The organism is Bradyrhizobium sp. WYCCWR 12699, from assembly GCF_032144035.1.
Lineage (GTDB): Bacteria > Pseudomonadota > Alphaproteobacteria > Rhizobiales > Xanthobacteraceae > Bradyrhizobium.
This window is the reverse complement of sequence record NZ_JAVTJN010000033.1, coordinates 1-23,985: the sequence shown is the minus strand read 5'-3', so window position 1 is coordinate 23,985 and position 23,985 is coordinate 1. Positions and strand designations below refer to the sequence as shown.

At 65.1% G+C, this 23,985-nt stretch carries 32 protein-coding genes and 1 pseudogene; 20 read left to right on the top strand and 13 right to left on the bottom strand.

The annotated features are described in order from the left end of the window. Positions 1 to 13 precede the first annotated feature (13 nt). On the top strand, positions 14 to 553 hold the full coding sequence (locus tag RPS27_RS20205) for a mismatch-specific DNA-glycosylase (RefSeq protein ID WP_212067722.1): 540 nt from the start codon (positions 14 to 16) through the stop codon (positions 551 to 553). 233 nt (positions 554 to 786) lie between these two features. After that, on the top strand, positions 787 to 1,437 hold the full coding sequence (locus tag RPS27_RS20200; RefSeq protein WP_212067723.1) for a glutathione S-transferase family protein: 651 nt from the start codon (positions 787 to 789) through the stop codon (positions 1,435 to 1,437). 7 nt (positions 1,438 to 1,444) lie between these two features. Here RPS27_RS20200 and RPS27_RS20195 read toward each other — a convergent pair whose 3' ends face one another. Further along, positions 1,445 to 1,879: a hypothetical protein gene (locus RPS27_RS20195; RefSeq protein ID WP_212067724.1), complete on the bottom strand. Its 435-nt coding sequence runs from the start codon at positions 1,877 to 1,879 to the stop codon at positions 1,445 to 1,447. Positions 1,880 to 2,297: 418 nt separating this feature from the next. On the opposite strand from RPS27_RS20195, the gene RPS27_RS20190 reads away from it, so the two are divergent. The 3 genes from RPS27_RS20190 (at position 2,298) to RPS27_RS20180 (ending at position 3,551) form a co-directional block, all read left to right on the top strand. Continuing rightward, positions 2,298 to 2,684 (top strand): RidA family protein, encoded by a 387-nt coding sequence (locus RPS27_RS20190; protein WP_211416245.1) that lies wholly within the window; start codon positions 2,298 to 2,300, stop codon positions 2,682 to 2,684. A gap of 113 nt (positions 2,685 to 2,797) precedes the next feature. Next, the gene (locus tag RPS27_RS20185) at positions 2,798 to 3,058 is read left to right on the top strand and encodes a hypothetical protein (protein WP_194403992.1); all 261 of its coding nucleotides are present in this window, start codon (positions 2,798 to 2,800) and stop codon (positions 3,056 to 3,058) included. Between the two features lie 241 nt (positions 3,059 to 3,299). Next, positions 3,300 to 3,551, top strand: coding sequence for a hypothetical protein (locus RPS27_RS20180; RefSeq protein ID WP_194403993.1), 252 nt, complete (start codon positions 3,300 to 3,302; stop codon positions 3,549 to 3,551). Positions 3,552 to 3,615: 64 nt separating this feature from the next. Here the strand turns inward: RPS27_RS20180 and RPS27_RS20175 are convergent, their stop codons facing one another. After that, positions 3,616 to 4,113, bottom strand: coding sequence for a J domain-containing protein (locus RPS27_RS20175; protein ID WP_212067725.1), 498 nt, complete (start codon positions 4,111 to 4,113; stop codon positions 3,616 to 3,618). Between the two features lie 111 nt (positions 4,114 to 4,224). Between RPS27_RS20175 and RPS27_RS20170 the strand changes: the two genes are divergently transcribed. From RPS27_RS20170 to RPS27_RS20160, 3 genes are all read left to right on the top strand, one after another. After that, positions 4,225 to 4,992 carry an SDR family NAD(P)-dependent oxidoreductase gene (locus RPS27_RS20170; protein WP_212067726.1) on the top strand — a complete coding sequence of 256 codons (768 nt, stop codon included), beginning with the start codon at positions 4,225 to 4,227 and terminating at the stop codon, positions 4,990 to 4,992. 200 nt (positions 4,993 to 5,192) lie between these two features. Beyond that, positions 5,193 to 5,441 (top strand): helix-turn-helix domain-containing protein, encoded by a 249-nt coding sequence (locus tag RPS27_RS20165; protein ID WP_135168630.1) that lies wholly within the window; start codon positions 5,193 to 5,195, stop codon positions 5,439 to 5,441. Between the two features lie 66 nt (positions 5,442 to 5,507). Further along, the gene (locus RPS27_RS20160; protein ID WP_212067727.1) at positions 5,508 to 6,029 is read left to right on the top strand and encodes a collagen-like protein; all 522 of its coding nucleotides are present in this window, start codon (positions 5,508 to 5,510) and stop codon (positions 6,027 to 6,029) included. 158 nt (positions 6,030 to 6,187) lie between these two features. Here RPS27_RS20160 and RPS27_RS20155 read toward each other — a convergent pair whose 3' ends face one another. Further along, positions 6,188 to 6,409 (bottom strand): hypothetical protein, encoded by a 222-nt coding sequence (locus RPS27_RS20155; RefSeq protein ID WP_194403997.1) that lies wholly within the window; start codon positions 6,407 to 6,409, stop codon positions 6,188 to 6,190. A gap of 98 nt (positions 6,410 to 6,507) precedes the next feature. Then, positions 6,508 to 6,774 carry a DUF2277 domain-containing protein gene (locus RPS27_RS20150; protein ID WP_211416241.1) on the bottom strand — a complete coding sequence of 89 codons (267 nt, stop codon included), beginning with the start codon at positions 6,772 to 6,774 and terminating at the stop codon, positions 6,508 to 6,510. A 128-nt stretch (positions 6,775 to 6,902) separates the two neighbouring features. Here RPS27_RS20150 and RPS27_RS20145 point away from each other — a divergent pair, with 128 nt between their 5' ends. The 5 genes from RPS27_RS20145 to RPS27_RS20125 all read left to right on the top strand — a co-directional run bounded on the left by RPS27_RS20145 (position 6,903) and on the right by RPS27_RS20125 (position 9,959). Further along, the gene (locus RPS27_RS20145; RefSeq protein WP_212067728.1) at positions 6,903 to 7,979 is read left to right on the top strand and encodes an alpha/beta fold hydrolase; all 1,077 of its coding nucleotides are present in this window, start codon (positions 6,903 to 6,905) and stop codon (positions 7,977 to 7,979) included. Positions 7,980 to 7,997: 18 nt separating this feature from the next. Continuing rightward, complete coding sequence (locus RPS27_RS20140) at positions 7,998 to 8,348, top strand: MmcQ/YjbR family DNA-binding protein (RefSeq protein WP_211416239.1); 351 nt, start codon at positions 7,998 to 8,000, stop codon at positions 8,346 to 8,348. 148 nt (positions 8,349 to 8,496) lie between these two features. Beyond that, the gene (locus RPS27_RS20135) at positions 8,497 to 8,850 is read left to right on the top strand and encodes a hypothetical protein (RefSeq protein ID WP_212067729.1); all 354 of its coding nucleotides are present in this window, start codon (positions 8,497 to 8,499) and stop codon (positions 8,848 to 8,850) included. Between the two features lie 42 nt (positions 8,851 to 8,892). Beyond that, the gene (locus tag RPS27_RS20130) at positions 8,893 to 9,306 is read left to right on the top strand and encodes a DoxX family protein (protein ID WP_313754216.1); all 414 of its coding nucleotides are present in this window, start codon (positions 8,893 to 8,895) and stop codon (positions 9,304 to 9,306) included. Positions 9,307 to 9,356: 50 nt separating this feature from the next. After that, entirely contained in the window at positions 9,357 to 9,959 is a 603-nt protein-coding gene (locus tag RPS27_RS20125; protein WP_212067731.1) for an MSMEG_1061 family FMN-dependent PPOX-type flavoprotein, read from the top strand. Between the two features lie 204 nt (positions 9,960 to 10,163). On the opposite strand, the gene bfr is transcribed toward RPS27_RS20125, so the two are convergent. Both bfr and RPS27_RS20115 read right to left on the bottom strand, forming a co-directional pair. After that, positions 10,164 to 10,652, bottom strand: coding sequence for a bacterioferritin (gene bfr, locus RPS27_RS20120; RefSeq protein WP_024339472.1), 489 nt, complete (start codon positions 10,650 to 10,652; stop codon positions 10,164 to 10,166). A gap of 133 nt (positions 10,653 to 10,785) precedes the next feature. Next, positions 10,786 to 11,058: a bacterioferritin-associated ferredoxin gene (locus tag RPS27_RS20115; RefSeq protein ID WP_212067732.1), complete on the bottom strand. Its 273-nt coding sequence runs from the start codon at positions 11,056 to 11,058 to the stop codon at positions 10,786 to 10,788. Between the two features lie 598 nt (positions 11,059 to 11,656). On the opposite strand from RPS27_RS20115, the gene RPS27_RS20110 reads away from it, so the two are divergent. Next, positions 11,657 to 11,980, top strand: coding sequence for a hypothetical protein (locus RPS27_RS20110; protein WP_194404005.1), 324 nt, complete (start codon positions 11,657 to 11,659; stop codon positions 11,978 to 11,980). Positions 11,981 to 12,206: 226 nt separating this feature from the next. Further along, complete coding sequence (locus RPS27_RS20105) at positions 12,207 to 12,488, top strand: hypothetical protein (RefSeq protein WP_063201912.1); 282 nt, start codon at positions 12,207 to 12,209, stop codon at positions 12,486 to 12,488. A 92-nt stretch (positions 12,489 to 12,580) separates the two neighbouring features. Here RPS27_RS20105 and RPS27_RS20100 read toward each other — a convergent pair whose 3' ends face one another. Both RPS27_RS20100 and ettA read right to left on the bottom strand, forming a co-directional pair. Next, positions 12,581 to 13,777 carry a lytic murein transglycosylase gene (locus tag RPS27_RS20100; protein ID WP_409517556.1) on the bottom strand — a complete coding sequence of 399 codons (1,197 nt, stop codon included), beginning with the start codon at positions 13,775 to 13,777 and terminating at the stop codon, positions 12,581 to 12,583. A 327-nt stretch (positions 13,778 to 14,104) separates the two neighbouring features. Continuing rightward, positions 14,105 to 15,754 carry an energy-dependent translational throttle protein EttA gene (ettA, locus tag RPS27_RS20095; RefSeq protein WP_194404007.1) on the bottom strand — a complete coding sequence of 550 codons (1,650 nt, stop codon included), beginning with the start codon at positions 15,752 to 15,754 and terminating at the stop codon, positions 14,105 to 14,107. A 234-nt stretch (positions 15,755 to 15,988) separates the two neighbouring features. On the opposite strand from ettA, the gene RPS27_RS20090 reads away from it, so the two are divergent. Both RPS27_RS20090 and RPS27_RS20085 read left to right on the top strand, forming a co-directional pair. Then, positions 15,989 to 16,204 carry a hypothetical protein gene (locus tag RPS27_RS20090; RefSeq protein ID WP_063201904.1) on the top strand — a complete coding sequence of 72 codons (216 nt, stop codon included), beginning with the start codon at positions 15,989 to 15,991 and terminating at the stop codon, positions 16,202 to 16,204. A gap of 145 nt (positions 16,205 to 16,349) precedes the next feature. After that, positions 16,350 to 17,312: a D-2-hydroxyacid dehydrogenase family protein gene (locus RPS27_RS20085; RefSeq protein WP_212067733.1), complete on the top strand. Its 963-nt coding sequence runs from the start codon at positions 16,350 to 16,352 to the stop codon at positions 17,310 to 17,312. A gap of 57 nt (positions 17,313 to 17,369) precedes the next feature. On the opposite strand, the gene RPS27_RS20080 is transcribed toward RPS27_RS20085, so the two are convergent. Beyond that, the gene (locus RPS27_RS20080; protein WP_194404010.1) at positions 17,370 to 18,578 is read right to left on the bottom strand and encodes a L,D-transpeptidase; all 1,209 of its coding nucleotides are present in this window, start codon (positions 18,576 to 18,578) and stop codon (positions 17,370 to 17,372) included. Between the two features lie 369 nt (positions 18,579 to 18,947). Here RPS27_RS20080 and RPS27_RS20075 point away from each other — a divergent pair, with 369 nt between their 5' ends. Continuing rightward, positions 18,948 to 19,721, top strand: coding sequence for a hypothetical protein (locus RPS27_RS20075; protein ID WP_313754215.1), 774 nt, complete (start codon positions 18,948 to 18,950; stop codon positions 19,719 to 19,721). A gap of 1 nt (position 19,722) precedes the next feature. Here RPS27_RS20075 and sseA read toward each other — a convergent pair whose 3' ends face one another. The 3 genes from sseA to RPS27_RS20060 form a co-directional block, all read right to left on the bottom strand. Continuing rightward, positions 19,723 to 20,577 carry a 3-mercaptopyruvate sulfurtransferase gene (sseA, locus tag RPS27_RS20070; protein WP_212067735.1) on the bottom strand — a complete coding sequence of 285 codons (855 nt, stop codon included), beginning with the start codon at positions 20,575 to 20,577 and terminating at the stop codon, positions 19,723 to 19,725. Positions 20,578 to 20,699: 122 nt separating this feature from the next. Further along, complete coding sequence (locus RPS27_RS20065) at positions 20,700 to 21,113, bottom strand: rhodanese-like domain-containing protein (protein ID WP_212067736.1); 414 nt, start codon at positions 21,111 to 21,113, stop codon at positions 20,700 to 20,702. 215 nt (positions 21,114 to 21,328) lie between these two features. Next, complete coding sequence (locus RPS27_RS20060; RefSeq protein ID WP_212067737.1) at positions 21,329 to 22,504, bottom strand: vWA domain-containing protein; 1,176 nt, start codon at positions 22,502 to 22,504, stop codon at positions 21,329 to 21,331. 122 nt (positions 22,505 to 22,626) lie between these two features. Here RPS27_RS20060 and RPS27_RS20055 point away from each other — a divergent pair, with 122 nt between their 5' ends. Beyond that, positions 22,627 to 22,872: a GlsB/YeaQ/YmgE family stress response membrane protein gene (locus RPS27_RS20055; RefSeq protein WP_194404015.1), complete on the top strand. Its 246-nt coding sequence runs from the start codon at positions 22,627 to 22,629 to the stop codon at positions 22,870 to 22,872. Positions 22,873 to 22,967: 95 nt separating this feature from the next. Then, positions 22,968 to 23,810, top strand: coding sequence for an AAA family ATPase (locus tag RPS27_RS20050; protein WP_063201884.1), 843 nt, complete (start codon positions 22,968 to 22,970; stop codon positions 23,808 to 23,810). Between the two features lie 57 nt (positions 23,811 to 23,867). On the opposite strand, the pseudogene RPS27_RS20045 reads toward RPS27_RS20050, so the two are convergent. Then, a pseudogene (locus RPS27_RS20045) lies at positions 23,868 to 23,985 on the bottom strand (IS110 family transposase); the annotation flags it as partial.

The following is a 23,985-nucleotide window of genomic DNA, read 5'->3' as shown; positions in this document are numbered from 1 at the left end:
TTCGCTGACGCTCATGCGGGCTACAAGACCAGAGCTATTCTATTTGCCCCCCCATCGCCTCCCCGACCAACTCCGCCCCGACCTCCGCCTCGTCTTCGTCGGCACCGCCGCCTCGACGCGCTCGGCCGAGCTCGGGCACTATTACGCCCATCCCGGTAACCGCTTCTGGCGCGCGATCCATGAGGCTGGCATCACGCCGCGGCGCTATCAGCCGAGCGAATACGCCGCGCTGCTCGACCTCGGGCTCGGCTTCACTGATCTGTCCAAGACGGGCGCGGGGATGGATCACCAGATCGCGGCGGAGACGATCGACGTACCGGGGTTCTGGGCCAAGATGGAGGCGTATCGGCCGCGGACGATTGCGTTCACGAGCAAGAAGGCGGCGAGCTTGTTTTACGGCAGGCCGTCAGCTGCGATCGCGCTGGGGCGGCAGGTGCGCGACGAGAGCTTGCCGGAGATATTCGTGCTCCCCTCGCCGTCCGGCGCGGCTTCCGGGCATTGGACGATCGAGCCGTGGCGCGAACTGGGGGCGTGGATTGGTCGCGCACCCTGAACGGCGACTGCCGGATTGCGTCTGCTCTCGTGTCCGGGGCAAGCGTAGCGCAGACCCGGGATCCAGAAGCTCCGGCACGCGTTCGTCATGGGCCCCGGCTCTGCAGCGCATCGCGCCGCAAGTGGCGGCGCGCTGCACTGCATCCGGGGCACGCCACCACCGATATTTCGCACACAGTCTGTCGGAGACAGCATCCGTCGTTCGTCCTGGAAACGATCACCCCGGAGCCTCCAATGCCTCCCACCATCACCGCCTTCGAAAACTCCCCCGACCGCGGCAAGGGCCAGGCGCGCGACATGCGGGTGCGCTGGGCGTTCGAGGAGGTCGGTCAGCCCTACGACGTCCGCCTCCTTTCCTTCGCCGCGATGAAGCAGCCGGCGCATCTGGCGCTGCATCCGTTCGGGCAGATTCCGACCTATGAGGATGGCGATCTCGCGCTGTTCGAGTCGGGCGCGATCGTTCTGCACATCGCCGAGCGCCACGAGGGCTTGCTGCCTCACGACGCCAATGCGCGCGCCCGCGCGATCGCGTGGATGTTCGCCGCGCTGAGCACGGTCGAGCCGCCGATCGTCGAGCTCACCATGGCCATGCTGTTCGAACGCGACAAGAGCTGGTCCGCGGAGCGGCTGCCGATGTTGCAGGATCGCGTCCGCGTCAGGCTCGGCGAATTGTCCGCTCGCATCAGTGGTGCCGACTGGCTCGACGGCGCGTTCAGCGCCGGCGATCTCATGATGGTGACGGTGCTGCGGCGGTTGAACACATCGGGCTTGCTCGATGAATATCCTGCCATCGCCGCTTACGTCGCGCGCGGCGAGGCACGGCCGGCGTTCCGGCGGGCGTTCGAGGCGCAGCTTGCGGTGTTCACCGCAACGGCGCGCTCGTAGCCGTCCCCTACCGCATCGTGATCGCGAGCCCGCTGAGGTCCGCGTTCGCCATCAGGCCGACCTGTTGCCCCGTCAGTTCCAGCACGGCGCCCTTCTGGTTGGTCAGCACGATGGCGCGGGCGCCGGCGCCCACGGCAAGGCCCGCGCCGGCGGCGCCGTAGACCCCGGCGACGTCGGAGGGACGGTTGATGTTGCTGACGCGGCCGCGCAGCACGGTCTTGGATCCCCCGAACACGAGGCCGTAGTCGAGGCCGCCGGTGGAGAGCCCATAGGTGCGGCCGCGGAAGTTGAGCACGCCGCTCCCGCCCGAGCCGCCGATGATCCAGCCCGCCTTGTAGATCGTCAGCGTCACGAAACCGCTGTCGGCCTGTGCCGCGGTCGAGAGTCCGGCCAGGGCCGCGATGGCGACCAGCGCGGCGCGAAGGGTGGATGCGAGCTTCATGGGGATCTCCGAGAGCTGTTTCTGAGGGGGATTCGAATCAGACGCGGCGAATGTATCTGATTGATCGGGGCGGCAACATGATGGGGGCCAGCGTCAGTCGCGCTGTTCGCCAAACACCGAGCTGTCATCGCCCGGCCAGTGCGCAGTTTGCGGTCGATCCAGCATTCCAGAAACCGCCAGAGCCGGGCATGACAGCGGAATCCGGAGCCACGGACGAGACCAACCTCATCATGCCATCATGCCCCTGTTTTGCCCGACGATGCAATTCATCATCCTCGGTATAACCGAATTCGAAAACCCCAATGATTTCCGTCCCCCTCCTACTGTGCATGGGGTTGTTTTCGCATTTTTTGTTTTGAGGCCTCTTCACCTGCCGCTACGCTTGTGGCATCAGCGACCGTCCTTGCGAGGTGATCCCATGCCGATCCAGCATTTCGCGCCCCCGCCTCACGTGAAAGCGCCGCCGCTGTCCTTTGCCACGCGGGTCGGCGATCTCCTGTTCGTCTCGGGCATTCCCGGCTTCGACGGCAACGGCGCGCTGCCTGATGGTTTCGAGGCGCAGTTCGCCAATGTGGTCGTCAACATCAAGCGCGTGCTGGACGAGGCCGGCGCCGGTGTCCGCGACCTCGTCAAGGTCAACGTGCTCTTGACCCGCCCCTCCGACGTCGCCGCCATGAATGCCCTCTATGCCGGCGCCTTCGGCCCGCCGCCTTATCCGGCGCGCACGACGTGCGTGGTGCAGGCCCTGCCCGATCCGAAGATGCTGATCGAGATCGAGGCGGTAGCCTCGCTGGCGAAGGGCTAGTTCGAACGGCGGACGGACGGCTGACATATCCGTGATCGACCGCCGCCCGGCTTGCCAGAAGCACTGTTTTGCCGCACCAGTTTTCCTCTCACCTTCCCTTCAGGAGATATTTCATGCGTCGCGTTCTCGCCCTCTGTGCCGTTGCCGGCATCGCTTCCTCCGTGTTCGCCGTGCCCGCATCCGCCAAGGCCGGCTATTACGTGATCCGCTGGGACAACACCGGCATCTGCCAGGTCTGGAACGAGGACCTGCAGTACAAGCCGCTCCAGATCGGGGTGTCGACCTACAAGGTCGTCAGCAAGCCGATGCCGACCTTCCAGCAGGCGTCCGACCTCCAGATCAAGATGCGCGCGGAGCGCCGCTGCACGCTCTAGGCTTGACGCGACAAGACGGATGTCGAGGGCGGATCGCGCGAGCGGTCCGCCCTTTGCTTTTGCGGGGCTCGCGCATTTTTTTGCCGCCGAAACCGGCCAGGTCTCGCTCGCGATCTTTGAACCTGATCGGCGCGTGGAATGACTCACATCTTGTCCGGCGCGCATCACCCACAGGCGTCCGGCACCAGCCCTCCCCGCATTGCCGGGAGGCGCATCACATCATTCATTTGAGGAGCTGATCATGCGTCGTATTTCCGTGCTGTGCGCTGCCGCCGGTCTTGCCGTCACCGCGTTCGTCGCCGCGAGCCCTGCACAGGCCAGCTATCACCTGATCCGCTGGCAGGACAGCGGCTTCTGCCAGATCTGGGACGAGAGCATCCCGACCACGCCGTGGCCGGCCGGCTATCACCGCGCCAGCGCGAGCATGCCGACCTTCATCGACGCACTCGCGGCGAAGGACGCCGCGCTGAAGAACGGTCACTGCACCTGGTAGGATTTCGATCGGCGGACGAAGAGCCGGGCAAGGACGAAGACCTCGTCCTTGCCCGCTTTGTTTTTCACGCGTCCTTGTGCGCGCCGGGATGGATCAGCACGTCACGCGCGGCGGCGAGGTCGATGAAGGCTTGCGTGCTGCCGCCGTGGTCGGGATGCATGCCCTTGGCGGCGCGGCGATAGGCCTGGTTGATGTCCTCGCAGGTGAGCTGCACCGCGAGCGGCAGCCCGAGCATCTTGCGGGCGCGATCCTCGCTGGAGAGCTTCTTCGGCGTAGCGTTGCGGCGGCCGAAGCGCGGCGCGGTCAAATCATGGACGACCTCGAGCACCACGCCGAGACGGCGCTGCGCCGCCAGCGTGACGCCGTCATCGTCATTGTCGACCGCCTGGCGCAGCACCGGCAGCGCCTGCTCCGCCGCCTGGCGCAGCGTGACGTCGACACTCATCCGCGCGATCTCGGCCACGAGCCGGCCCGCCTCGGCGAAGTCGGCCGATTGCGCCGACCGCAGGCGTTCCAGAGCCAGTTTCCAGGAGTCCAGCCGAGTGTCGAGCCGTTCCATCATGCGCGCAACGTTTAGCAATCGAGATCAGTATGCCAAGGCTGCCGTTTCCGACCCCTTAATTTCGAGTTAGCGTTTGGTGAAACTTCGAAAAGAAATCGGGAGGAAAATGTCATGGCATTGCTCGCAAACCACATCGCCGTCGTCACCGGGGCCGGTTCCGGCATCGGCCGCGCGATCGCCGCCGGCTATGCGCGCGAGGGCGCGCGGGTGGTGCTGCTCGACGTCAATTCCGACACGGTCGCGGAGGCCGCGCAGGAGATCCGAGAAGCGGGCGGCAAGGCCGAGAGCTTTGCGCTCGACGTGACCAGGCGCGAGGATTGCTTCGCGCTGGCAAAGCAAGTTGAAGGCAAGGTCGGGCAGGTCTCGATCCTCGTCAACAATGCCGGCATCACCCGCCGCAACGCCTTCACCGCGGAGACCGAGACGGTGGCGAAGGACTGGAACGACATCATCTCGCTCAACCTCAACGGCGTCTTCAACGTGACGCAGGCCTTCCTCGCGCCTCTGCGCGCGAGCAAGGGCCGCATCGTCAATATCGGCTCGATCCAGTCCTTCGTGCATCTGCGCACGCCGAGCTCGGCGGCCTATACGACCTCGAAGCACGGCGTGCTCGGCTTCACCAAGGCGCTTGCGGTCGAGCTCGGCAGGGAAGGCGTGCGCGTCAACGCGATCGGGCCGGGCTTCATCGAGACCAACATCAACGCCAATGTGCGCGCCACCAATCCGGCGCTGGTGCAGGCCTTCGTCGACCACACCCCGCTGGCGCGCACCGGCAAGCCGGAGGATATCGTCGGCCCCGCGCTCTTCCTTGCGTCGGATCTGTCGGCCTATGTCACGGGAACGATCGTGATGGTGGACGGCGGCTACCGGACGGTGTGAGGGAGCAGACCGGGCCGCACTGATATGCATCTTCTGCCAATCGCGGCGGCTTCGCGGCATTCCCGAGGTCATCTGGTGCGATGCCCCGCAATTAACCTTTCATTAACCAAACCCGACCACCGTGGATCTACGGCTTGGGGGTCGTTTGTTCTCGATCCGCTTCCAACGATGGAAGCGGGCGTTGATCGGGGAGTGTGTTGATGACCACTGTTCATGTCGCCGCGTCCGGGCCGGGCGCGCAATTTCTTGCTCCTAACCAGATCGTTCCGCTTCTGATCGGCGCCACCGTCGACGAGGTCGAGCGCGAGCTCGTACTCCAGACGCTGGCGCGCTGCGACGGCAACCGAACGCGCGCCTCGCGCGTGCTCGGACTGTCGGTGCGCACGCTGCGCAACAAGATCAAGCTCTACGCCGCCTCCGGCATCGACGTGCCCGCCTATCAGGATTAGCGCGCGGAATTGCTGCTGTCGTCAAACGCCGCTAAGTAGCTTGCTTCCGTGACAGGGAGCAGTGGCGTGGCAGACGATCAGGGACGGCGGCAGGGACCTCAAGGGCCGCGCGGACGGCAGGGCGAGCCGGGACGGCCGGGACCGCAGGGTCATCCGGGCCGGCGCGGCCCCGACGGCGCGCGCGGCAAGCCGGGTCCGCAGGGCAAGCCGGGGCCGCTCGGAAAGGCGGGACCTCAGGGCAAGCCCGGTCCGCAAGGCAAGCAAGGCGAGGCCGGCCCGCGCGGGGCCATCGGCGCGCAGGGTCCTGCAGGGCCGCAGGGACCTGCGGGGCCGCAAGGCCCGCGCGGCGAGCCGGGACCTGCCGGTCAATTGCCCTCGATCGAACAGGTGCTGCCATGGCTCGATCAGCTGTTCGACGCCTGGGACGAGCGGCGCCGCCAGCGCGAGCGCGAAGCCGCCGAGCGCGAAGCGCTGGAGGCCGCCGTGCAGGAGCCCGATGCAGCGACCGTCGACACCGAGAGCGACGACGGCGAAGGCGACGGGCCCAGGAAGAAGAAGAAAAAGAAGAAGCACGGCCAGAAGGATTAAGTGCCGCATCCGAGCGCTTAGTGCCCTGGACGCAGCGCGGCATGCAATGCTGCGCTGCTGAGCGGGGGCCCGTCTCGCCAAGCGATGTGCGGGTCATTTTGGCTCCCGGCTCTGCGGAGCGGCACTTCGCGCCGCACCGCATCCGGGACACCAGCCAATCAAGACGAACCGGACGCATCGTCCTTGTGCGGCAGCATGCCCATGCGCTCGAACTGCCAGCGCATGGCGCGATACCAGAGATAGCCGACCGCCGCGCCGCACAGCGCCAGGATGATCACGTTCGCGCTCGAGAACGAGCCGCTCCACCACATCATCCACGCCGTCCATAGCAGCGTGAAAACAATGGCACCTGCTTTCAGCGGAAGAAGGGGGCGGTTCATGATCGTGCTCCGGGCTGTCAAAACCCCGGCGAACACCATCGCTTACCTGGAGGCTTTCTTCCGTGAGCCAGATCACGGAATGGGCTTGTCAGCGATCGCTAGCCGAAGCGCAGCCGCGAGCGCTCCTTGGCCCTCTCCGCCTCGACCTCGCGGTCGCGCGCCGGGGCATGGGTGTGCAGCGAGCTCAGGAGTTTCCGCGCGGCCTCCGAGACCTCCGCCACGGCAAGGTCGAACGCCGCCTCGTTGGCCTGCGACGGCTTGTTGAAGCCGGACAATTTTCGCACGAACTGCAGCGCGCTGGCGTGGATCTCATCCTCCGTCGCCGGCGGCTCGAAATTGAACAGCGTCTTGATGTTGCGGCACATGCAGGCCTCTCTCCGGATGTTTCCATGAAGACGATCGGCGGAGCTGAAATCCTACATCCTTCTTCGCAGTTCTGCTAAGTTCCGCCGTAACGCGGCCGCCGACCATGAGCCGCAAGGGGGAGAACAACATGAAGATGCTCTGCGCGGCGCTGTCGGCCGTTCTGCTGTCGATTTCGGTGTCGACCATCTCCACACCCATATCGGCCGCCGATCATCCCGCCCCCAAGCAAGGCGACTGGATCGCCAAGGACTTCAAGTTCCACACCGGCGAGACCATGCCGGAGTTGAAGCTGCATTACACCACCGTGGGCGAGCCCACGGGCCAGCCGGTGCTGGTGCTGCATGGCACGGGCGGCTCGGGCACGGGCATGCTGGGGCCTTCCTTCGGTGGCGAGCTGTTCGGCCCGGGACAACCGCTCGACGCCTCCAAATATTACATCATCATTCCCGACGGGATCGGCCATGGCAAATCATCGAAGCCGTCGGACGGAATGAAGACCAGCTTCCCGAAATACAATTACGACGACATGGTCGAGGCGCAATATCGCCTGGTGACGGAAGGCCTCGGCGTCAAGCATCTCCGCCTCGTCATCGGCAATTCGATGGGCGGCATGCACACCTGGCTGTGGGGCGAGAAATATCCGAAGGCGATGGACGCGCTGATCCCGATGGCCTCGCAGCCGACCGAAATGGCCTCGCGCAACTGGATGATGCGGCGGATCATGCTCGACACCATCCGCAACGATCCCGACTACAATGGCGGCAACTACACCAGCCAGCCGCGCATGATGAAATACGCAGCCACCGCTTACGGCATCGCCAGCATCGGCGGCACACTGGCTTATCAGGCGCAGGCGCCGACCGCGGCCAAGGCCGACAAGATGGTCGACGACCGGCTGGCGACGCCGATCACGGCGGATGCCAATGACTTCGTCTACCAGTGGGAGTCCTCGCACGACTACAATGCCGGCGAGAAACTCGAAGCCATCGAAGCATCGCTGCTGCTGATCAATTCCGCCGACGACGAGCGCAATCCGCCGGAGACTGGCATCACCGACGCAGCGATGAAGCGGGTCAAGAACGGCAAGCTGTATCTCATCCCCGCAAGCACCGAGACGCGCGGCCACGGCACCACGGGCAATGCCAAATTCTACGTCGAGCAGGTCCGGCAATTGTTGCAGACCGCCCCGCAGCGGACGATGTAATGCGAGCAGCAAGACGGCATGTCGAAATCCCGCTTTCGCAAGTCTGCACTCGCGCTTCCCGGCGTCATCGAGGGCGAACATCACGGCCATGCCGACTTCCGCATCGGCAAGCGCGTGTTCGCGACGCTGGGTTATCCCGATGACACATGGGGCATGGTGAAGCTCACGCCGGACCAGCAGGCCATGCTGGTCGACGCCGAACCGGAGCTGTTTCGTCCGGTCCCTGGCGCCTGGGGAAAGAGCGGCAGCACGAATGTGAAACTCGCTAAGGTCGATCCGACGTCGTTGCGGAGCGCGCTCGATATGGCCTGGCGCAACGTTGCACCGAAATCGCTGCTCGCGTCGATCGCGACGCGATCGCGAAACTGATACCGCATCGCATCATGCGCGGCGCCCCTGCGCCGCATATTATTTGGGCATGCAATGCGCCGATAGCTCGGGCTTAATCGCGTCAACGATGGAATCGACGCGAGCAAGACTCGCACGCGAAGATCAGGCCACGACGAGGAGGGATCGCATGCACAGGCTCGCACTGTGCGTCTGGCTGATCGCGATGACGGCGCTGACCGGCGCCGCACTCGCGTTCGACAACGGTCAATACGACCATGTCCCGCCCGACATCCGTGCATGGTTCAAGCGCGTCATCGCGCCGAACGGAGTGCCCTGCTGCGACATCTCCGATGGCCATCGCACCGACTACGACGTGCGCGGCGGCACTTATTGGGTGCCGATCGAAGGACAATGGATGGAGGTGCCCGACCGCGCCATCATCCGCGACCAGGGCAATCCGGTCGGTCAGGCCGTGGTGTGGTATGTCCACCACCGCGGCGCCATCATCATCAGCTGCTTCGTGCCGGCGGATGCGGTCTAGCCGCGCGATGGCGCGTCAGTGCTGCGCGTGGTAGTTCGAGCGATGGCTTCTGAACCCGACCGCAGGCGCGCGGTGATGCGCTTCGCTCTTGCCGCACTCTACGTCGCTGCCGGGTTTGCGCATCTGGCCGTCCCCGACAAGTTTCTCGCGATCGCGCCGTCCTGGATTCCCTTCCCGATAGAGGTCATTCTCGTCACCGGCATTTGTGAGATTGCGGGCTCGATTGCATTGCTAATGACGCCGCTGCGCTGGTGGGCAGGCGTGGCGCTCGCGCTCTATGCGCTTTGCGTTTGGCCTGCGAACATCAAGCACGCGCTGGAGGGTATCGACGTTCCGCCCATCCCCAATAGCTGGCTTTATCACGGTCCGCGCCTGGTGCTTCAGCCCGTGCTGATCTGGGGGGCACTTTACTGCGCCGACGTGATCGCATGGCCATGGCGGCGACAAAAGGGATAGCGGGGCGGCCGGGGAATGATAGTCTCGACACGTCAATCAAGGAGACCTTCGTGACCCAGCTTTGCGCCGAAGACCTCGCCACAATCTATGCCAAGCCGAGCCCGCGCGTGATCGCAAAGGCGCGTCCCGCGATCGACGCGCACGCGAAGAAATTCATCGAGATGTCGCCATTCTGCGTGCTCGCGACGTCGGGAGCGGACGGCAGCGTCGATGCCTCGCCGCGCGGCGGCGGCGTCGGCTTCGTCCACGTCGCCGGCCCCAACCAGCTGTTGATGCCCGACCGCTCCGGCAACAACCGGATCGACAGCTTCCGCAACGTGGTCGAAGGCTCGGGCTTCGTACAGCTGTTGTTCTTCGTCCCAGGGATCGACGAGACGCTGCGCGTCGGCGGTCGCGGCACGCTGTCGGCCGATCCGGATCTGCTTGCCTCCATGGTGGAGTTCGGCAAGCCGCCGCGCGCGGTGCTGAACGTCACTGTGAGCGAAGTCTATTTTCACTGCGGCAAGGCGCTGATGCGCTCGAAGCTGTGGTCGTCGGAGAAGGTGCAGCGCTCGGTGATGCCGAGCATCGTCACGGTCATTCACGACCAGACCGGCCTTGGCGAGCCGGCCAGCCAGGAAACCGTGGAAGAAATCTACAAGACGCAGTTGTAGCTGAAGCTCAATTCAGCGGTGGAGCAATAGCCACGGTGTCATCCGGGCGAACGCCGGGTCCCATAACCCCAGAAGGGGTTTGGCGAGGGCTTGCAGTGAAGAGCCTATCCGGCGGTACGAACACCGCCACTTGCAGATCGATCGCGCGGTGTGGATCCCCGCGTTCGCGGGGACGACACTGGATTATGCGGCGAAAGCCGGAGCTTAGTGCCCCTCGCCCTCGAGCCCGCCGACGTGCTTCTGGGTGTAGAGCTCGAGACCGATGCGGCCGATCAGGTCGAGCTGGGTTTCGAGGAAGTCGATGTGGTGCTCCTCGTCGCTCATCAGCTTCTCGAACAGGTCACGCGTGACGTAGTCCTTGGCGCCGTGGCAATAGGTGGCCGCTTCCTGATAGAGCGCCCGCGCGCTCATCTCGGCGGCGAGATCGCACTCGATGATCTCCTTGACGTTCTGGCCGATGCGCAGGGGATCGAGCACCTGCATGTTCGGGAAACCGTCGAGGAACAGGATGCGCGCGGTCAGCTTGTCGGCATGCTCCATCTCCTCGATGGACTCCTTGCGCCAGACCTTGGCCATGTCGAGCAGGCCCCAATTGTCGAGGAAGCGGTAGTGCAGCCAGTACTGGTTGATCGCAGTGAGTTCGTGACGCAGCGCCTTGTTGAGATAGTCGATAACTTTTGCGTCGCCCTGCATGGTTCACTCCAGCTCTTGCATTCCAAATCGGCCCCAACCGAATTTAGAACGCTTCTAAGTCAGTTTACGGATGAGGGCAACTGGCCACGCGGACGCAGCCGGGGAAAAGCGCAGCCAATCCGAAGGGAAGATTTCAGCAGGCCGCGAGGGCGAACTGGGCGGGCTCCGCCCTCTCGTCATTGGCGGCCACGGTGTGACTGTGCGGGCAGCCGGCACAGCAGGACTGGGCGCAGGGGCCAAGGGCTTCGTCGATGATGGTCTTGATCGTCCGCGCACAGCGGCCGCATTCGGCGCTACAGCCGAGGCATCCATAGACCTGCTTGGCGTGGCGCACGGCGTCGTCGGACTCGGCGACGGCGGCGCGGATATCGTCATCGCTCAGCACGTTACAGGAACAAACGATCATGGAAGCAGCAGGCCCCTCGGTGATGCGTCATCATCGATATTTAACGGGCCGGCCGGATGCAAAAGGAAAAACCGGTATTTGAAGCTATTCCAAACTGGCCCGAAAGCAGCCTAGAACGGCCCTAAATTACGGCGTTGCGCTGGATCAAGATTTGAGAGGATCTAATCGCCGCCGCCTCCCCCCGCCGTCGCCGCCGCCGCCTCCGCAATCACCGCCACTGCTGCCGCTATCGCTGCTGGAGCAACTGCCACCGTCGCTCGAGCTGCCCGAACTGTCGCTTGAAAACCAGCTCCCCAGCGAGAAGCCGTCGCTGGTTCCAGAGCCGGCGCTGCTGCTTCCACTGTCGCCGCCAGCCCCGGCGCGCGAGCGCCGGCCGCGGTTCTGGAGATGGGTCAACCAGCCATAGCCGATCGCAAAAACGATCCCGGCAGCGACCAGTGCATTTATCATCGCGTTGCCCATCATCGCCTCCCTGGCAGAGCCGCAGTCCGCATGAATTGGTCGGGCCTGGCAAAGGTGCCGTTCATTGAACATTCAAACGAAGTATGGAACTCTGCTCCCAAAGGGTTCCAGCGTGTTTGTGCGAGAGGTCAAACCAATGAAGAAATTGCTCCTGGCGGTCGCGGCCGTCGCCACCCTGGCCGTTGCGGCCGTAACACCGGCCCAGGCCCAGCGCGGTGTCGCGGCAGGCGTGGCGGCCGGGATCATCGGCGGCGCCATTGTCGGCGGCGCGCTGGCGTCTCCGTATTATTACGGACCCGGCCCGGGCTATTACGAACCCGGCTACTACCCGCGCCGCTACTATGCGCCGGGTCCCGGCTACGTCGCCGACGGCTATTATGGCGGAGGCTGCGTCTGGCAGAAGCAGCGCTTCTGGGACGGCTATGGCTGGCGTGTCCGCCGCGTCAGAGTCTGCGGCTGAGGCGCCGCAAGCAGGGTTCGTGTGGACCGGTTCACTACGGATGCGCCGTTCATCTCGGGGCCTGAAAAAGACCGCTTTTTCTCGTCACAGCTCCGTGTGCGTTTACCGTGGGTTGACCAATTGCGCGCTTCCTAGCTGCACGGCCAATTCCCTCAGCGTGTGCGTGAACCTTTGAAACCCGGGCGCCTCTAACAAGAGGAACCCATCTCCCAGGAGAGCCAAGAGCATGAAGAAGACTTTAGTTGCCGCCCTCACGGTCGCGACGGTCGCCGGTTCGCTGGTGACCGCCACGCCGTCCGCGAAGGCCCATGACGGCGTCGGCGCCGGCATCGCGGCCGGCCTGATCGGCGGCGCCATCGTCGGCGGCGCCATCGCGTCGAGCCGTCCCGCCTATGGCGGCCCCGTCTACGTCGCTGAGCCCCCGCCGCCCGCGCCCTGCTACTGGCAGCGCCAGCGTTATTGGGATGGCTACGGCTGGGTCGTTCGCCCGGTTCGCGTTTGTTACTGATCTGATCGCATGGCGCTCGTCAGCGCCGCGATCGAAGCCCGGCCGAGACCATCGGCCGGGCTTTTTCTTTGAGATCAGAGAAGCGTGACCTGCTATCGCGCCGCCTGAATCGAACGCAGCACCTCTTCGCTCGGCCAGCAATCGACCTTGAGGCCTGCCGACTTCTGATAGGCGCCCAGCGCCGCGCGGGTCTGCATGCCGGCCTTGCCGTCGATCTTGTCCTTGTAGAGCCCTATCCGCGTGAGGCCGCGCTGCATCGTCTCGACATCCCTGGTACGCAATTGCTTGGAGGCCGACCAGGGCGTTGCGAACGGCAGCGGGCTCGTCATGCGGTCGGCAAGGTGGCCGACGAACAGCACATAGAGGTCGGAGAAATTGTATTCCTTAATGACGAAATAGTTCTTCGTCGTGAGGAATGACGGGCCGTAGATGCCCTCGGGCTGCAGCAGCGAAGCCGGCTGCGCCTGCTCGGCGGCGCTGAGCTTCTGTCCGCGCACCGGCACGAAGCCCTCGCGCAGCCATTGGCCGATCGGCTTCGTCACCTCGGGCACGCCTGTGCTGCAATCGACCTTGGCCGGCGCCTGCACCTCATAGGCCCAGCGCAGGCCGCTCTGCCAGCCCTTGTTGACGAGCTGCTGCGCGGCCGAGGCCAGCGCATCCGGCACCGAGTGCCAGATGTCGATGCGGCCGTCGCCGTCGAAATCGACGCCGTGCTTGTAGTATTCGGACGGCAGGAATTGCGTCAGCCCGGTGGCGCCCGCCCAGGACGAGCGCATGTCCTTGCGCGTCACCACGCCCTCGCCCAGGATCTTCAGCGCGAGGATGAACTCGGTGCGGTACTGATCCTTGCGGCGTCCGACATAGGCCTGCGTCGCCAGCACGCGGACGAGATCGTAAGGCAGGGTGTAGCGGCCGTAATCGGTCTCGCGACCCCAGATCGCGAGCATCACGGTCGCCGGCACGCCGGACTTCTTTTCGATCTCGCTCAGCGCGGCGCGATATTTTTGCAGCAGCCGCTGTCCCTCGCCAGCAAGCCGCGCGATCGAGGCTTCCCTGACGTAATCCGCCGGCACCTGCACGAACTCGGCCTGCGACGGCGCGCCCGTCGCCGGGCGCCCGGGCAGGATCAGGTCGGGCAGCTTGTAATCAGGCTCGAGACCGCGCGTCTGCGCGTCGAACACCGCGCGCGAGACGCCTTCCGCCTGCGCTTCCGGCCACAGCGAGGCGATGAATTGTGTAAAGGCCGCGTCGGCGGCGCGGGCGGAATGACAGAGAATCGACGCGAGCAATAGAGCAGCGACGACGCACCCAAGCAGTCGGCTCAGTCCGTTCACGCGTCAGCCAAATCGAGACGTCGTTCAATCCGCTCGATGCGAACATCCATGCGATCAAGCCGGTTCGACATGTTCGCGTACTGGCTTCCCAGATTGCCGATGCGCTGCTTCATCTCGCGGATATCATCCCGCACGTCATCGACGCCGCGCGGATGTGGCGCAAGAGCTCCAGAACCATGCTGTCAGGCTCGACCATGCGGACATCTTATCACAGGGGCTATCGGATGAAAATGCTGGGCCGCCGGGGATGCGCCCGCGGCAAATCGCGGGCGCCAATAGCCGTCACCGCGTCAGCTTCTTGTACTTCACGCGGTGCGGGATGATGCTGTCCTGGCCGAGCCGGCGCATCTTGTCCTTCTCGTAGTCCTGGAAGTTGCCTTCGAACCATTCGACGTGGCTGTCGCCTTCGAAGGCCAGGATGTGGGTCGCGATACGGTCGAGGAACCAGCGATCATGGCTGATGATGACGGCGCAGCCGGCAAAATCCTCCAGCGCCTCTTCGAGCGCGCGCAGCGTGTCGACGTCGAGGTCGTTGGTCGGTTCGTCGAGCAGCAGGACGTTGGCGCCGGACTTCAGCATCTTGGCAAGATGCACGCGGTTGCGCTCACCGCCGGAGAGCGCGCCGACCTTCTTCTGCTGGTCGGCGCCCTTGAAGTTGAACGCGGAGCAATAGCCGCGCGAGTTCACTTCCTTCTTGCCGAGCAGGATCAGCTCGTTGCCGCCGGAGATTTCCTCCCACACGTTCTTGTTGCCGTCGAGCGCGTCGCGCGACTGGTCGACATAGCCGAGATGAACGGTCTCGCCGACCGTGATCGAACCGGAATCCGGCTTCTCCTGGCCGGTGATCATCTTGAACAGCGTGGTCTTGCCGGCGCCGTTGGGGCCGATCACGCCGACGATGCCGCCGGGCGGCAGCTTGAAGGTGAGGTTGTCGATCAGGAGGCGGTCGCCGAAGCCTTTGCTGAGGCCTTCGAAATCGACCACGTTGGCGCCGAGCCGCTCGGCGACGGGGATGATGATCTGCGCGGTCTGGGTCTGCTTCTCGCTCGCCTGCTTGAGCAGATCCTCATAGCGCTGGTAGCGCGCCTTGGACTTGGCCTGACGCGCCTTCGGTGACGAAGCGACCCATTCCTGTTCGCGGGCGAGCGTCTTCTGGTGCGCGGCGTCCTCGCGTCCCTCCTGCTCCAGCCGCTTCTGCTTCTGAACCAGCCAGGACGAGTAATTGCCCTCGTAGGGAATGCCCTTGCCGCGGTCGAGCTCGAGGATCCAGCTCGTGACGTTGTCGAGGAAGTAGCGATCGTGGGTGACGATCAGGATCGCGCCGGGATAGCTGCGCAGATGGCTTTCGAGCCACGACACGGATTCGGCGTCGAGATGGTTGGTCGGCTCGTCCAGCAGCAGCAGATCGGGCTGGTCGAGCAGCAGCTTGCACAGCGCGACGCGGCGGCGCTCGCCGCCGGAGAGCTTGGTCACATCGGCCTCGTCGGGCGGGCAGCGCAGCGCGTCCATGGCCTGGTCGACCTTGCTGTCGAGATCCCAGAGGCCCTGGGCCTCGATCTCGTCCTGCAGCTTGGTCATCTCGTCGGCGGTTTCCTCGGAATAGTTCATCGCCAGTTCGTTGTAGCGATCGAGGATGGCTTTCTGCTTGGCGACGCCCAGCATGACGTTCTCGCGCACCGAAAGCTTGGCGTCGAGCTGCGGCTCCTGCTCGAGGTAGCCGACGCGGGCGCCCTGGGCGACCCAGGCCTCGCCGTTATACTCCTTGTCGAGGCCGGCCATGATCTTGAGCAGCGTCGACTTGCCCGAGCCGTTGACGCCGAGCACGCCGATCTTGGCGTCCGGGTAGAAGCTCAGATGAATGTTATCGAGCACCTTCCGGGTCGGGTAGCTCTTGGTCAGGCCTTGCATGAAATAGATGAACTGGCGCGCCATCGGTCCCGAAAACCTTCGATTTGAGGAAATTTGCTTCGCCTGCGATGTAGCGATCCCGCCCCGAAAGGGCAACGTTTTCCGTCCGTTCACCACGGACGAATACGGGATGGACACCATCCGGCCACCGATCCGGACAATTGAAACCATCTTTTAATAAATCAGGCCGAAAGCTCGGTTTCGCGCGGAAACAGCGCCACCCGCTCAGAACGAACGGGAGCACAGCGAGGCCGCATCATGGCTCTGATCGAGACCCATTCTCTTCCTGTTCCGGCAGAAGCCGGCCACGTCTCCGACTTCGCCTCGGAGATCAAGGGCTTCTGGAAGCGCTTCTTCGCCACCGCCTTCAACCCCTACCGGCCCGAACTGCATTACATGCGCGGCCCCGGCCCCGCCTGGCGCGCCAAGCACGGCATGGATGCGCCGTTCCGCCTGAAGCCCCGCGACCTCTAAGCGCCTCTCTCCTGTCGGACTTTTGAAGACGCAAGCGGCTTGCGCGCTGGTGCGATTGCGCGCAACCATGGCCTTGGGTTCCGACGACGGCGCTCCCCTCGCGCCCTCACCTCTCGCGATCAACTCTGGCCCTGGATCAACGCTGATGAGCCGGCTGCGCTGTGCAATTCTCGACGACTATTTCGATCTCGCGCTCGACGTCGCCGACTGGCAGAAACTGTCCGACCGCGTCGACGTCACCGTGTTCAGCCATCCCTTCGCCTCCGAGCAGGCCGCGGCGAGCGCGCTTGCCGACTTCGAGATCATCTGCGCGATGCGCGAGCGCACGGCCTTCCCCAAGGGCCTGTTCGAGAGCTTGCCGAAGCTGAAGCTGCTCCTGACCTCCGGCATGCGCAACGCGTCGATCGACATGGAGGCGGCCAAGGCGCGCGGCGTCGCGATCGGCGGCACGCAATATTCCCGCGATCCCACGGCACCGCTGACCATGGGTCTGATCCTGGAGCTGACCCGCGGCATTGGCCGCGAGAACGCGCGCATGCATGCCGGCGAGCCCTGGCAGAGCTTTGCCGGCGTCGAGATCGAGGGGATGACGCTCGGCATCGTCGGGCTCGGCAAGCTCGGCAGCAAGATGGCCGGGATCGCCAAGGCGTTCGGCATGAACGTGATCGCCTGGAGCCCGAACCTGACCCCGGAGAAGTGTGCGGCGGCCGGCGTCAGCTACGCCACCAAGGAGGAGCTGTTCGCCAAGGCCGACATCGTCACCATCCATGTCGTGCTGAGCGAACGCTCGCGTGGTCTCGTGGGCCGCGCGGACCTGGCGCGGATGAAGCCGACCGCCTTCCTCGTCAACACCGCGCGCGGGCCGATCGTGGACGAGCAGGCGCTGCTCGAAGCGCTGCAGCAGCGCAAAATCGCGGGCGCCGGCATCGACGTGTTCTCGGTCGAGCCGTTGCCGGTCGATCATCCCTTCCGCAAGCTCGACAACCTCGTGCTGACGCCGCATCTCGGCTACGCCACCGAGGACGGTCTGCGCATCCATTACGGCCAGATGGTCGAGGCAATCGACGCCTTCACCAAGGGCGGCGAGCTGCCGCGCAAGCTGGCCTGAAAACGAAAAGGGCGTGCCGACGGCACGCCCTTCGCAATCTGATCTGGTTCGCAGCGCTTAGCGCACGGTGACCGGTGCGGGCAGCGGCGGCACCACCGTCGGCTGGGTGCCCGGAACGGGGCCGGCCTGGGCGGCCATCGGAGCCGGGCCTGCGGCAGGACCGGGCGCCGGCGCAGCGGAGGCGGTCGCCGTTCCCGGCGGCGGGCCACCCGGCATCACCACCACGCGGGTGCCGACCTTGACGCGGTCGAACAGGTCGGAGACGTCCTCGTTCAGCATGCCGATACAGCCCGACGAGACGAACTTGCCGATGGTCGAGGGCTGGTTGGTGCCGTGGATGCGGTAGACGGTCGAGCCGAGATACATCGCGCGGGCGCCGAGCGGATTGCCGGGGCCGCCGGCCATGAAGCGCGGCAGATAGGGCTGGCGCTCGATCATCTCGGTCGGCGGATGCCAATCCGGCCACTCGGCCTTGCGGGTGATCTTCTGCACGCCGGTCCAGGTGAAGCCGTCGCGGCCGACGCGGACGCCGTAGCGGATCGCGCGGCCGCCTCCGAGCACGTAGTAGAGGTAGGTGTTCGGCGTATCGACCACGAGGGTGCCGGCCGGCTCCTTGGTTTGGAACGAGACCTCCTGGCGGCGCAGGTTCGGCGGCAACTGCACCGGGGCAGCATCGGGCTGCTCCTCGGGCGGCAGCGCGGCCATGGTCATCGGACGGCCATCGGCGCCGACGGGCGGCTGGCCGGCCTGGACCGTCCCTGTCGCGGCGGGACCACCGACAGCTTCCGGCGGACGCATGCCGTCACCGGCGGGGGCCTGACCCTGCTGACCCGGACGATTGGCATAGATCACCGGCGGCGGGCCGGCGGGGCGGCCGTAGCGGGGATCGTCGGGCGACATCACGGGGCCCTGCGACGGCGCGGCCGAATAGACCGGCGGGCTACCCGCCGGGCGGCCATAACGCGGATCGTCCGGCGACATCACCGGGCCCTGCGGCGGGGCGGCCGAGTAGACCGGCGGTGCGCCGGCGGGGCGGCCATAGCGCGGATCGTCGGCGGGGCCGGGCGGCGGCAACGCGGCCTGCGGCATCGCGTCGTCGTCATCGTCCAGCGCGTCGAAATTCGGCGCACGGTCACCGGGCCGATATTCGGCCGGGGCGCCGTAGCTCGGTGCCTGCTGGACCGGATAGCTCTGAGCCTGCGCGAGCGAGGTTCCCGCCGCAGCGACGGTTGCGGCAGCGCATATCGTCAGAAAATGTTTGATCATCATCGCTCTTGTATAGTCCCCAAGCCCGATCGGACCGTTAACGGCCAGATGACGGAAGATAGCGGCACATTCAAGACATATCAGGCTTATTTGCGCCGGATTGGCCGATTTGTGATCCGCAAGACTACCGTTGCCCCGTTGCATCACGGGGCGGAAATCCGCTTCCGCCGTCATTTGCCGGAGTCTGCGGCCCCGTTTTTTAGGGAACGGGTCGAAATCGTTGCGGTATGTTCGAATCAGCCTGATTCGCCGCCCATTTGAGCTCTCGATCCCGCGCGGCGAACGCGGCCAACAGTACCGTCACCGCGTTCAGATGGCTCATGGGCCCCGGCACCCCACGCCGCCCGGGCGGAAATTCGTAACCCTTCGATGCTTCCCGGCTTTCGCTTCCTGTTTGCCGCGATCCTGCTGTCAACCTCCATTTTGGTGTTCGGCCTGGGCGCCGCCGCCCTCCTGCGCGCGAGCCACGAGCAGTATGCCAATAACCCGTCCTGGCTGAACGGCCCGCAGGAGCAGCGGTTCGCGCAAGGACCCGAGCCAGCCCAGCCGGTGCTCGCGGTGCTCCGCACCGAGCCGGAGGTGGCGGCCGAGTCCGAGCCGTCGTTGCGCGACCAGGTGCCGACCATCGGCCTGCCGGCAACCGGGGCCGAGCAGGTCGCCGCGCTGACGACCGAGGCCGACGTCCAGACGCAGGCCGCTGCGCCTCCGGCAGAAGCTGCGGCCGTCGAGCCGGCCAAGGCCGAGCCGACGACGGAGGCCGCAATGCCGGCGCCCGCCGACACGCTCACCCAGGCCGACACCACGGCCTCGCTTCCGGATGCCAAGCCTGACCTTGGCGCTGCCGCTGCCGCCACCGTCGGCGAGCCGCCGGCGGCTGATCCGGCCCTCGCCTCCTCCGCGCTCGAAATCGCCGCGGCCAAGCTGGCCGCACTGAACGAGCCGGCGACGACGGCCGTAAAGGATCCGCCGGCGAAGAAGGTCGAGAGCAAGGCCGACGACAAGGCGACCAAGCGCAAGGCCAAGGCGAAGAAGCGGCAGCGCGTGGTGCGGCGTCCGCTGCCTCAGCAATTGCAGCAGCAGCTCGATCCGTTCGGCCAGCAGCAGACATTCGCGACGACGACGGCCACGAGGTCGCGCCAGTAATTTACGCCGGCCCGGTCGCGATGGCCGGACCGCTCTCCTGGCCCCATTCCGACCACGAGCCGTCATAGAGCGCCGTGTCGGTGATCCCTAAGCGATACAGCGCGAGCGTCAGCACGCCGGCGGAAACGCCGGAGCCGCAGCTCGTCACGATCGGCGCGTCGAGCTTGACGCCGGCGCCGGTGAAGGCGGCGCGCAGATCGTCGAGCGGCTTCATCTCGCCGGTCGCGGCATCGAACAATTGATTGTACGGCACGTTGCGGGCGCCGGGAATGTGACCGGAGCGGATGCCCGCACGCGGCTCGGGCGCGCGGCCTTCGAAACGATCGGCGGCCCGCGCGTCGATCACCTGCTCGGCACGGCTTTCGACATTGGCGATCAGCTGCTGCATGCTGCGCACGCGCTTCGGATCGAAGCTCGCCTTGAACGTCGCCGGCTTCGGCTTCACTTCGCCGCTCTCGACCGGCCGCCCCTCGGCCTGCCACTTCTTCAGGCCGCCATTGAGGATGCGCACGTTGTTATGGCCGAAGGCCAGGAACATCCACCACGCGCGCGGCGCGGCAACCCAGCCGCCGGCATCGTAGAGCACGACGGTGTCGGCGTTGGAGATGCCGAGATTGCCGATGTCGCGGCCGAACTGCTCGGCGCTCGGATACATGTGCGGCAGCGGGTTGGAATGATCCGAGACCGCATCGACGTCGAAGAACGCAGCGCCCGGCAGATGCGCGGCGAGATAGTCGTCCTTCGGCAGCGGCAGCACGCCCGGCAGCTTGAAGCTGGCGTCGAGGATCTTGACGTTGGCCTCGCCCATATGGGCGTCGAGCCATTCGGTGGAGACGAGGGGGTCGGTGGCGGTCATAGGTTTTCCTTGTCATTCCGGGGCGTGCGCAGCACGAACCCGGAATCCATCGTGCGGCAACGTTGGTGGATGAATGGATTCCGGGCTCGCGACTTCGTCGCGCCCCGGAATGACGAGAGTGATTACCCCTTCTTCTTCGGCTCCCATGTCTCGGTCGGCCCGCCGGCATCGCGCCAGGCGGCGTAGCCGCCGGCGATGTGCGCGACGGGTTTCAGGCCCATGTCCTGCGCGGTCTTGGCGGCGAGAGCGGAGCGCAGGCCGCCGGCGCAGTGGAAGACGAACTTCTTGTCTTCCTGGAAGATCGGCTTGGCGTACGGGCTCTGCGGATCGATCCAGAATTCGAGCATGCCGCGGGTGCAGGCGAAGGCGCCGGGGATGCGGCCGTCGCGCTCGATCTCGCGGGGGTCTCTGATATCGACGATGACGACGTCGCCGTTCTTGGAGATCTCGATGGCGTCCTTGGCGTTGAGCGTCTCGATCTCGGCATTGGCCTCGTCGATCAGCGCCTTGATGCCGCGGGTGATGTTTTGGGGCATGTCGTTCTCCCTCGTTATTTCGTGGCCGTTGCTACGGTGCTTACGCGCCGAATACTCAGTCTAACCTCTCCCGCTTGCGGGGGAGGTCGCGGCGCGAAGCGACGCGGGTGGGGGCTCTCTCCTCTTGGGGAGCGTCGCCCGTGGCGATACCCCCTCCCCAGCAAGCGGGGGAGGGAGCGCACTTCCATCGCCGATCGCACCGGGCCGGTCATAAGCTAGTGCGTCAATTCCTTCATCGCACCTTCCAGCCCTTCGATCGTGATCGGGTACATCCGATTGGCGAAGATGCGCTTGATGATGGTGGTGGATTCCGAATAGTCCCAGTGCTTCTGCGCGACCGGGTTCAGCCACACCGCGTGCGGATAGGTGCGGATGATGCGGTCGAGCCAGACCGAGCCGGGCTCCTCGTTGACGTGCTCGACCGAGCCGCCGGGCACCATGATCTCGTAAGGCGACATCGAGGCGTCGCCGACGAACACGATCTTGTAGTCGTGCGGATACTTGTGCAGCACGTCCCAGGTCGGCGTGCGGTCGGTGAAGCGGCGCTTGTTCTGCTTCCACACGCCTTCATAGAGGCAGTTGTGGAAGTAGAAATACTCCATGTGCTTGAACTCGCTCTTCGCCGCCGAGAACAGCTCCTCGACCTGCTCGATATGCGCGTCCATGGAGCCGCCGATGTCGAAGAACACCAGCAGCTTCACCGCATTGCGCCGCTCGGGGCGCATGTGCACGTCGAGATAGCCGTGATTGGCGGTCTCGCGAATAGTGGTGTCAAGATCGAGCTCGTCCGGCGCGCCGGTGCGCGCGAACTTGCGCAGGCGGCGCAGCGCCACCTTGATGTTGCGGATGCCGAGCTCGACATTGCCGTCGAGATCCTTGAACTCGCGCTTGTCCCACACCTTGACGGCGCGGTTGTTGCGGTTCTTCTCCTGGCCGATGCGGACGCCTTCGGGGTTGTAGCCGTGGGCGCCGAACGGCGAGGTGCCCGCGGTGCCGATCCATTTCGAGCCGCCCTGGTGACGGCCCTTCTGCTCCTCAAGACGCTTCTTCAAGGTCTCCATGAGCTTGTCCCAGCCCATGGCCTCGATCTGCTTCTTCTCTTCGTCCGTCAGGTACTTTTCGGCGAGCTTCTTCAGCCACTCCTCGGGGATCTCCGCCTTCTCCATGGCGTCGAGCAGGTTTTCCAGCCCCTTGAACACCGTACCGAAGACGCGATCGAACTTGTCGAGGTTGCGCTCGTCCTTCACCAGGGCGGTGCGCGACAAATAGTAGAAATTCTCGACCGAATAGTCCGCAAGGTCGGCGTCGAGCGCCTCCACCAGCGTGAGGTATTCGCGCAGCGTCACAGGGACCTGCGCGTCGCGCAGAGAGGTGAAGAATTGCAGGAACATGGCTGACAGATTGCCCGTCGGGGGACGAACGTCAAGGGGCGGAGGCTGCCGCTGAACGCTGGACCCGGGTGCTTTTTGCTCTAGAATTGGCGCCCTCACGGGGTTGTTTGGGGACGTATGCAATGGGAATTGTCGCAGCGCTCATCATCGGCGCGATCGCAGGCTGGCTTGCCGGCAAGATTGTCCACGGGGCGGGATTTGGGCTGGTCGGCAACATGGTCGTCGGCATCATCGGAGCGCTGGTCGCGAGCTGGGTTCTGCCGCAGCTCCATATCGGGCTGGCCACCGGCACGGTCGGCGCCATCGTCGATGCCACCATCGGCGCGGTGATTGTGCTCGTCATCCTTTCGCTGATAAAACGGGTCTGAAAGCCTGACCGAACCAGGAACGGCCGCCGCGAGCGGCCGTTCGCTTGTCGCGACGGGACGAGCGCCTCTCGCCGACGATGACCCAAGGACACGCAATGAAATTTACCGGCACCAAGGACTATGTTGCGACCGACGATCTCAAGGTCGCCGTCAACGCCTCGATCGTGCTCGAGCGTCCGCTCCTCATCAAGGGCGAGCCCGGCACCGGCAAGACGGTGCTGGCGGAGGAAGTGGCGAAGGCGCTGAACGCGCCGCTTTTGACCTGGCACATCAAGTCCACCACCAAGGCGCAGCAGGGCCTCTACGAATACGACGCGGTGTCGCGGCTGCGCGACAGCCAGCTCGGCGACAGCAGGGTCTCCGACATCAAGAACTACATCAAGCGCGGCAAGCTGTGGGAGGCCTTCACGGCCGAGCAGCGCCCGGTGCTCCTGATCGACGAGATCGACAAGGCCGACATCGAATTCCCCAACGATTTGCTGCTCGAGCTCGACCGCATGGAATTCCATGTCTACGAGACCGGCGAGACGATCAAGGCCAAGCAGCGCCCGATCATGATGATCACCTCCAACAACGAGAAGGAGCTGCCGGACGCCTTCCTGCGCCGCTGCTTCTTCCACTACATCAAGTTCCCGGACGCCGACACGATGGGCCGCATCGTCGACGTCCACTTCCCCGGCATCAAGAAGCGCCTGGTGGAAGAGGCGCTGCGCATCTTCTTCGAGGTGCGCGAGGTACCCGGCTTGAAGAAGAAGCCGTCGACCTCGGAGCTGCTCGACTGGCTCAAGCTGCTGCTCAACGAGGACATGAGCGTGGAGCAGCTGCGCGAACGCGACCCGCGCAAACTGATCCCGCCGCTGCACGGCGCGCTGCTGAAGAACGAGCAGGACGTGCATCTGTTCGAGCGGCTGGCGTTTTTGAGCCGACGGGAAGTGTGAGGCTCGTGTCCCGGACGCGCTGCAGCGTGCAACGCTGCTGCGCAGAGCAGGCAACTGTTATGTTGGTCTGGTGTACAGGTACGGCTTTCGATCGCGCATGATGGCGTTGAGGACCGTCAACAGCTTCCTGGCAACGGCAATGAGAGCGAGCTTGGCAGGTTTACCGGCCTGTCGC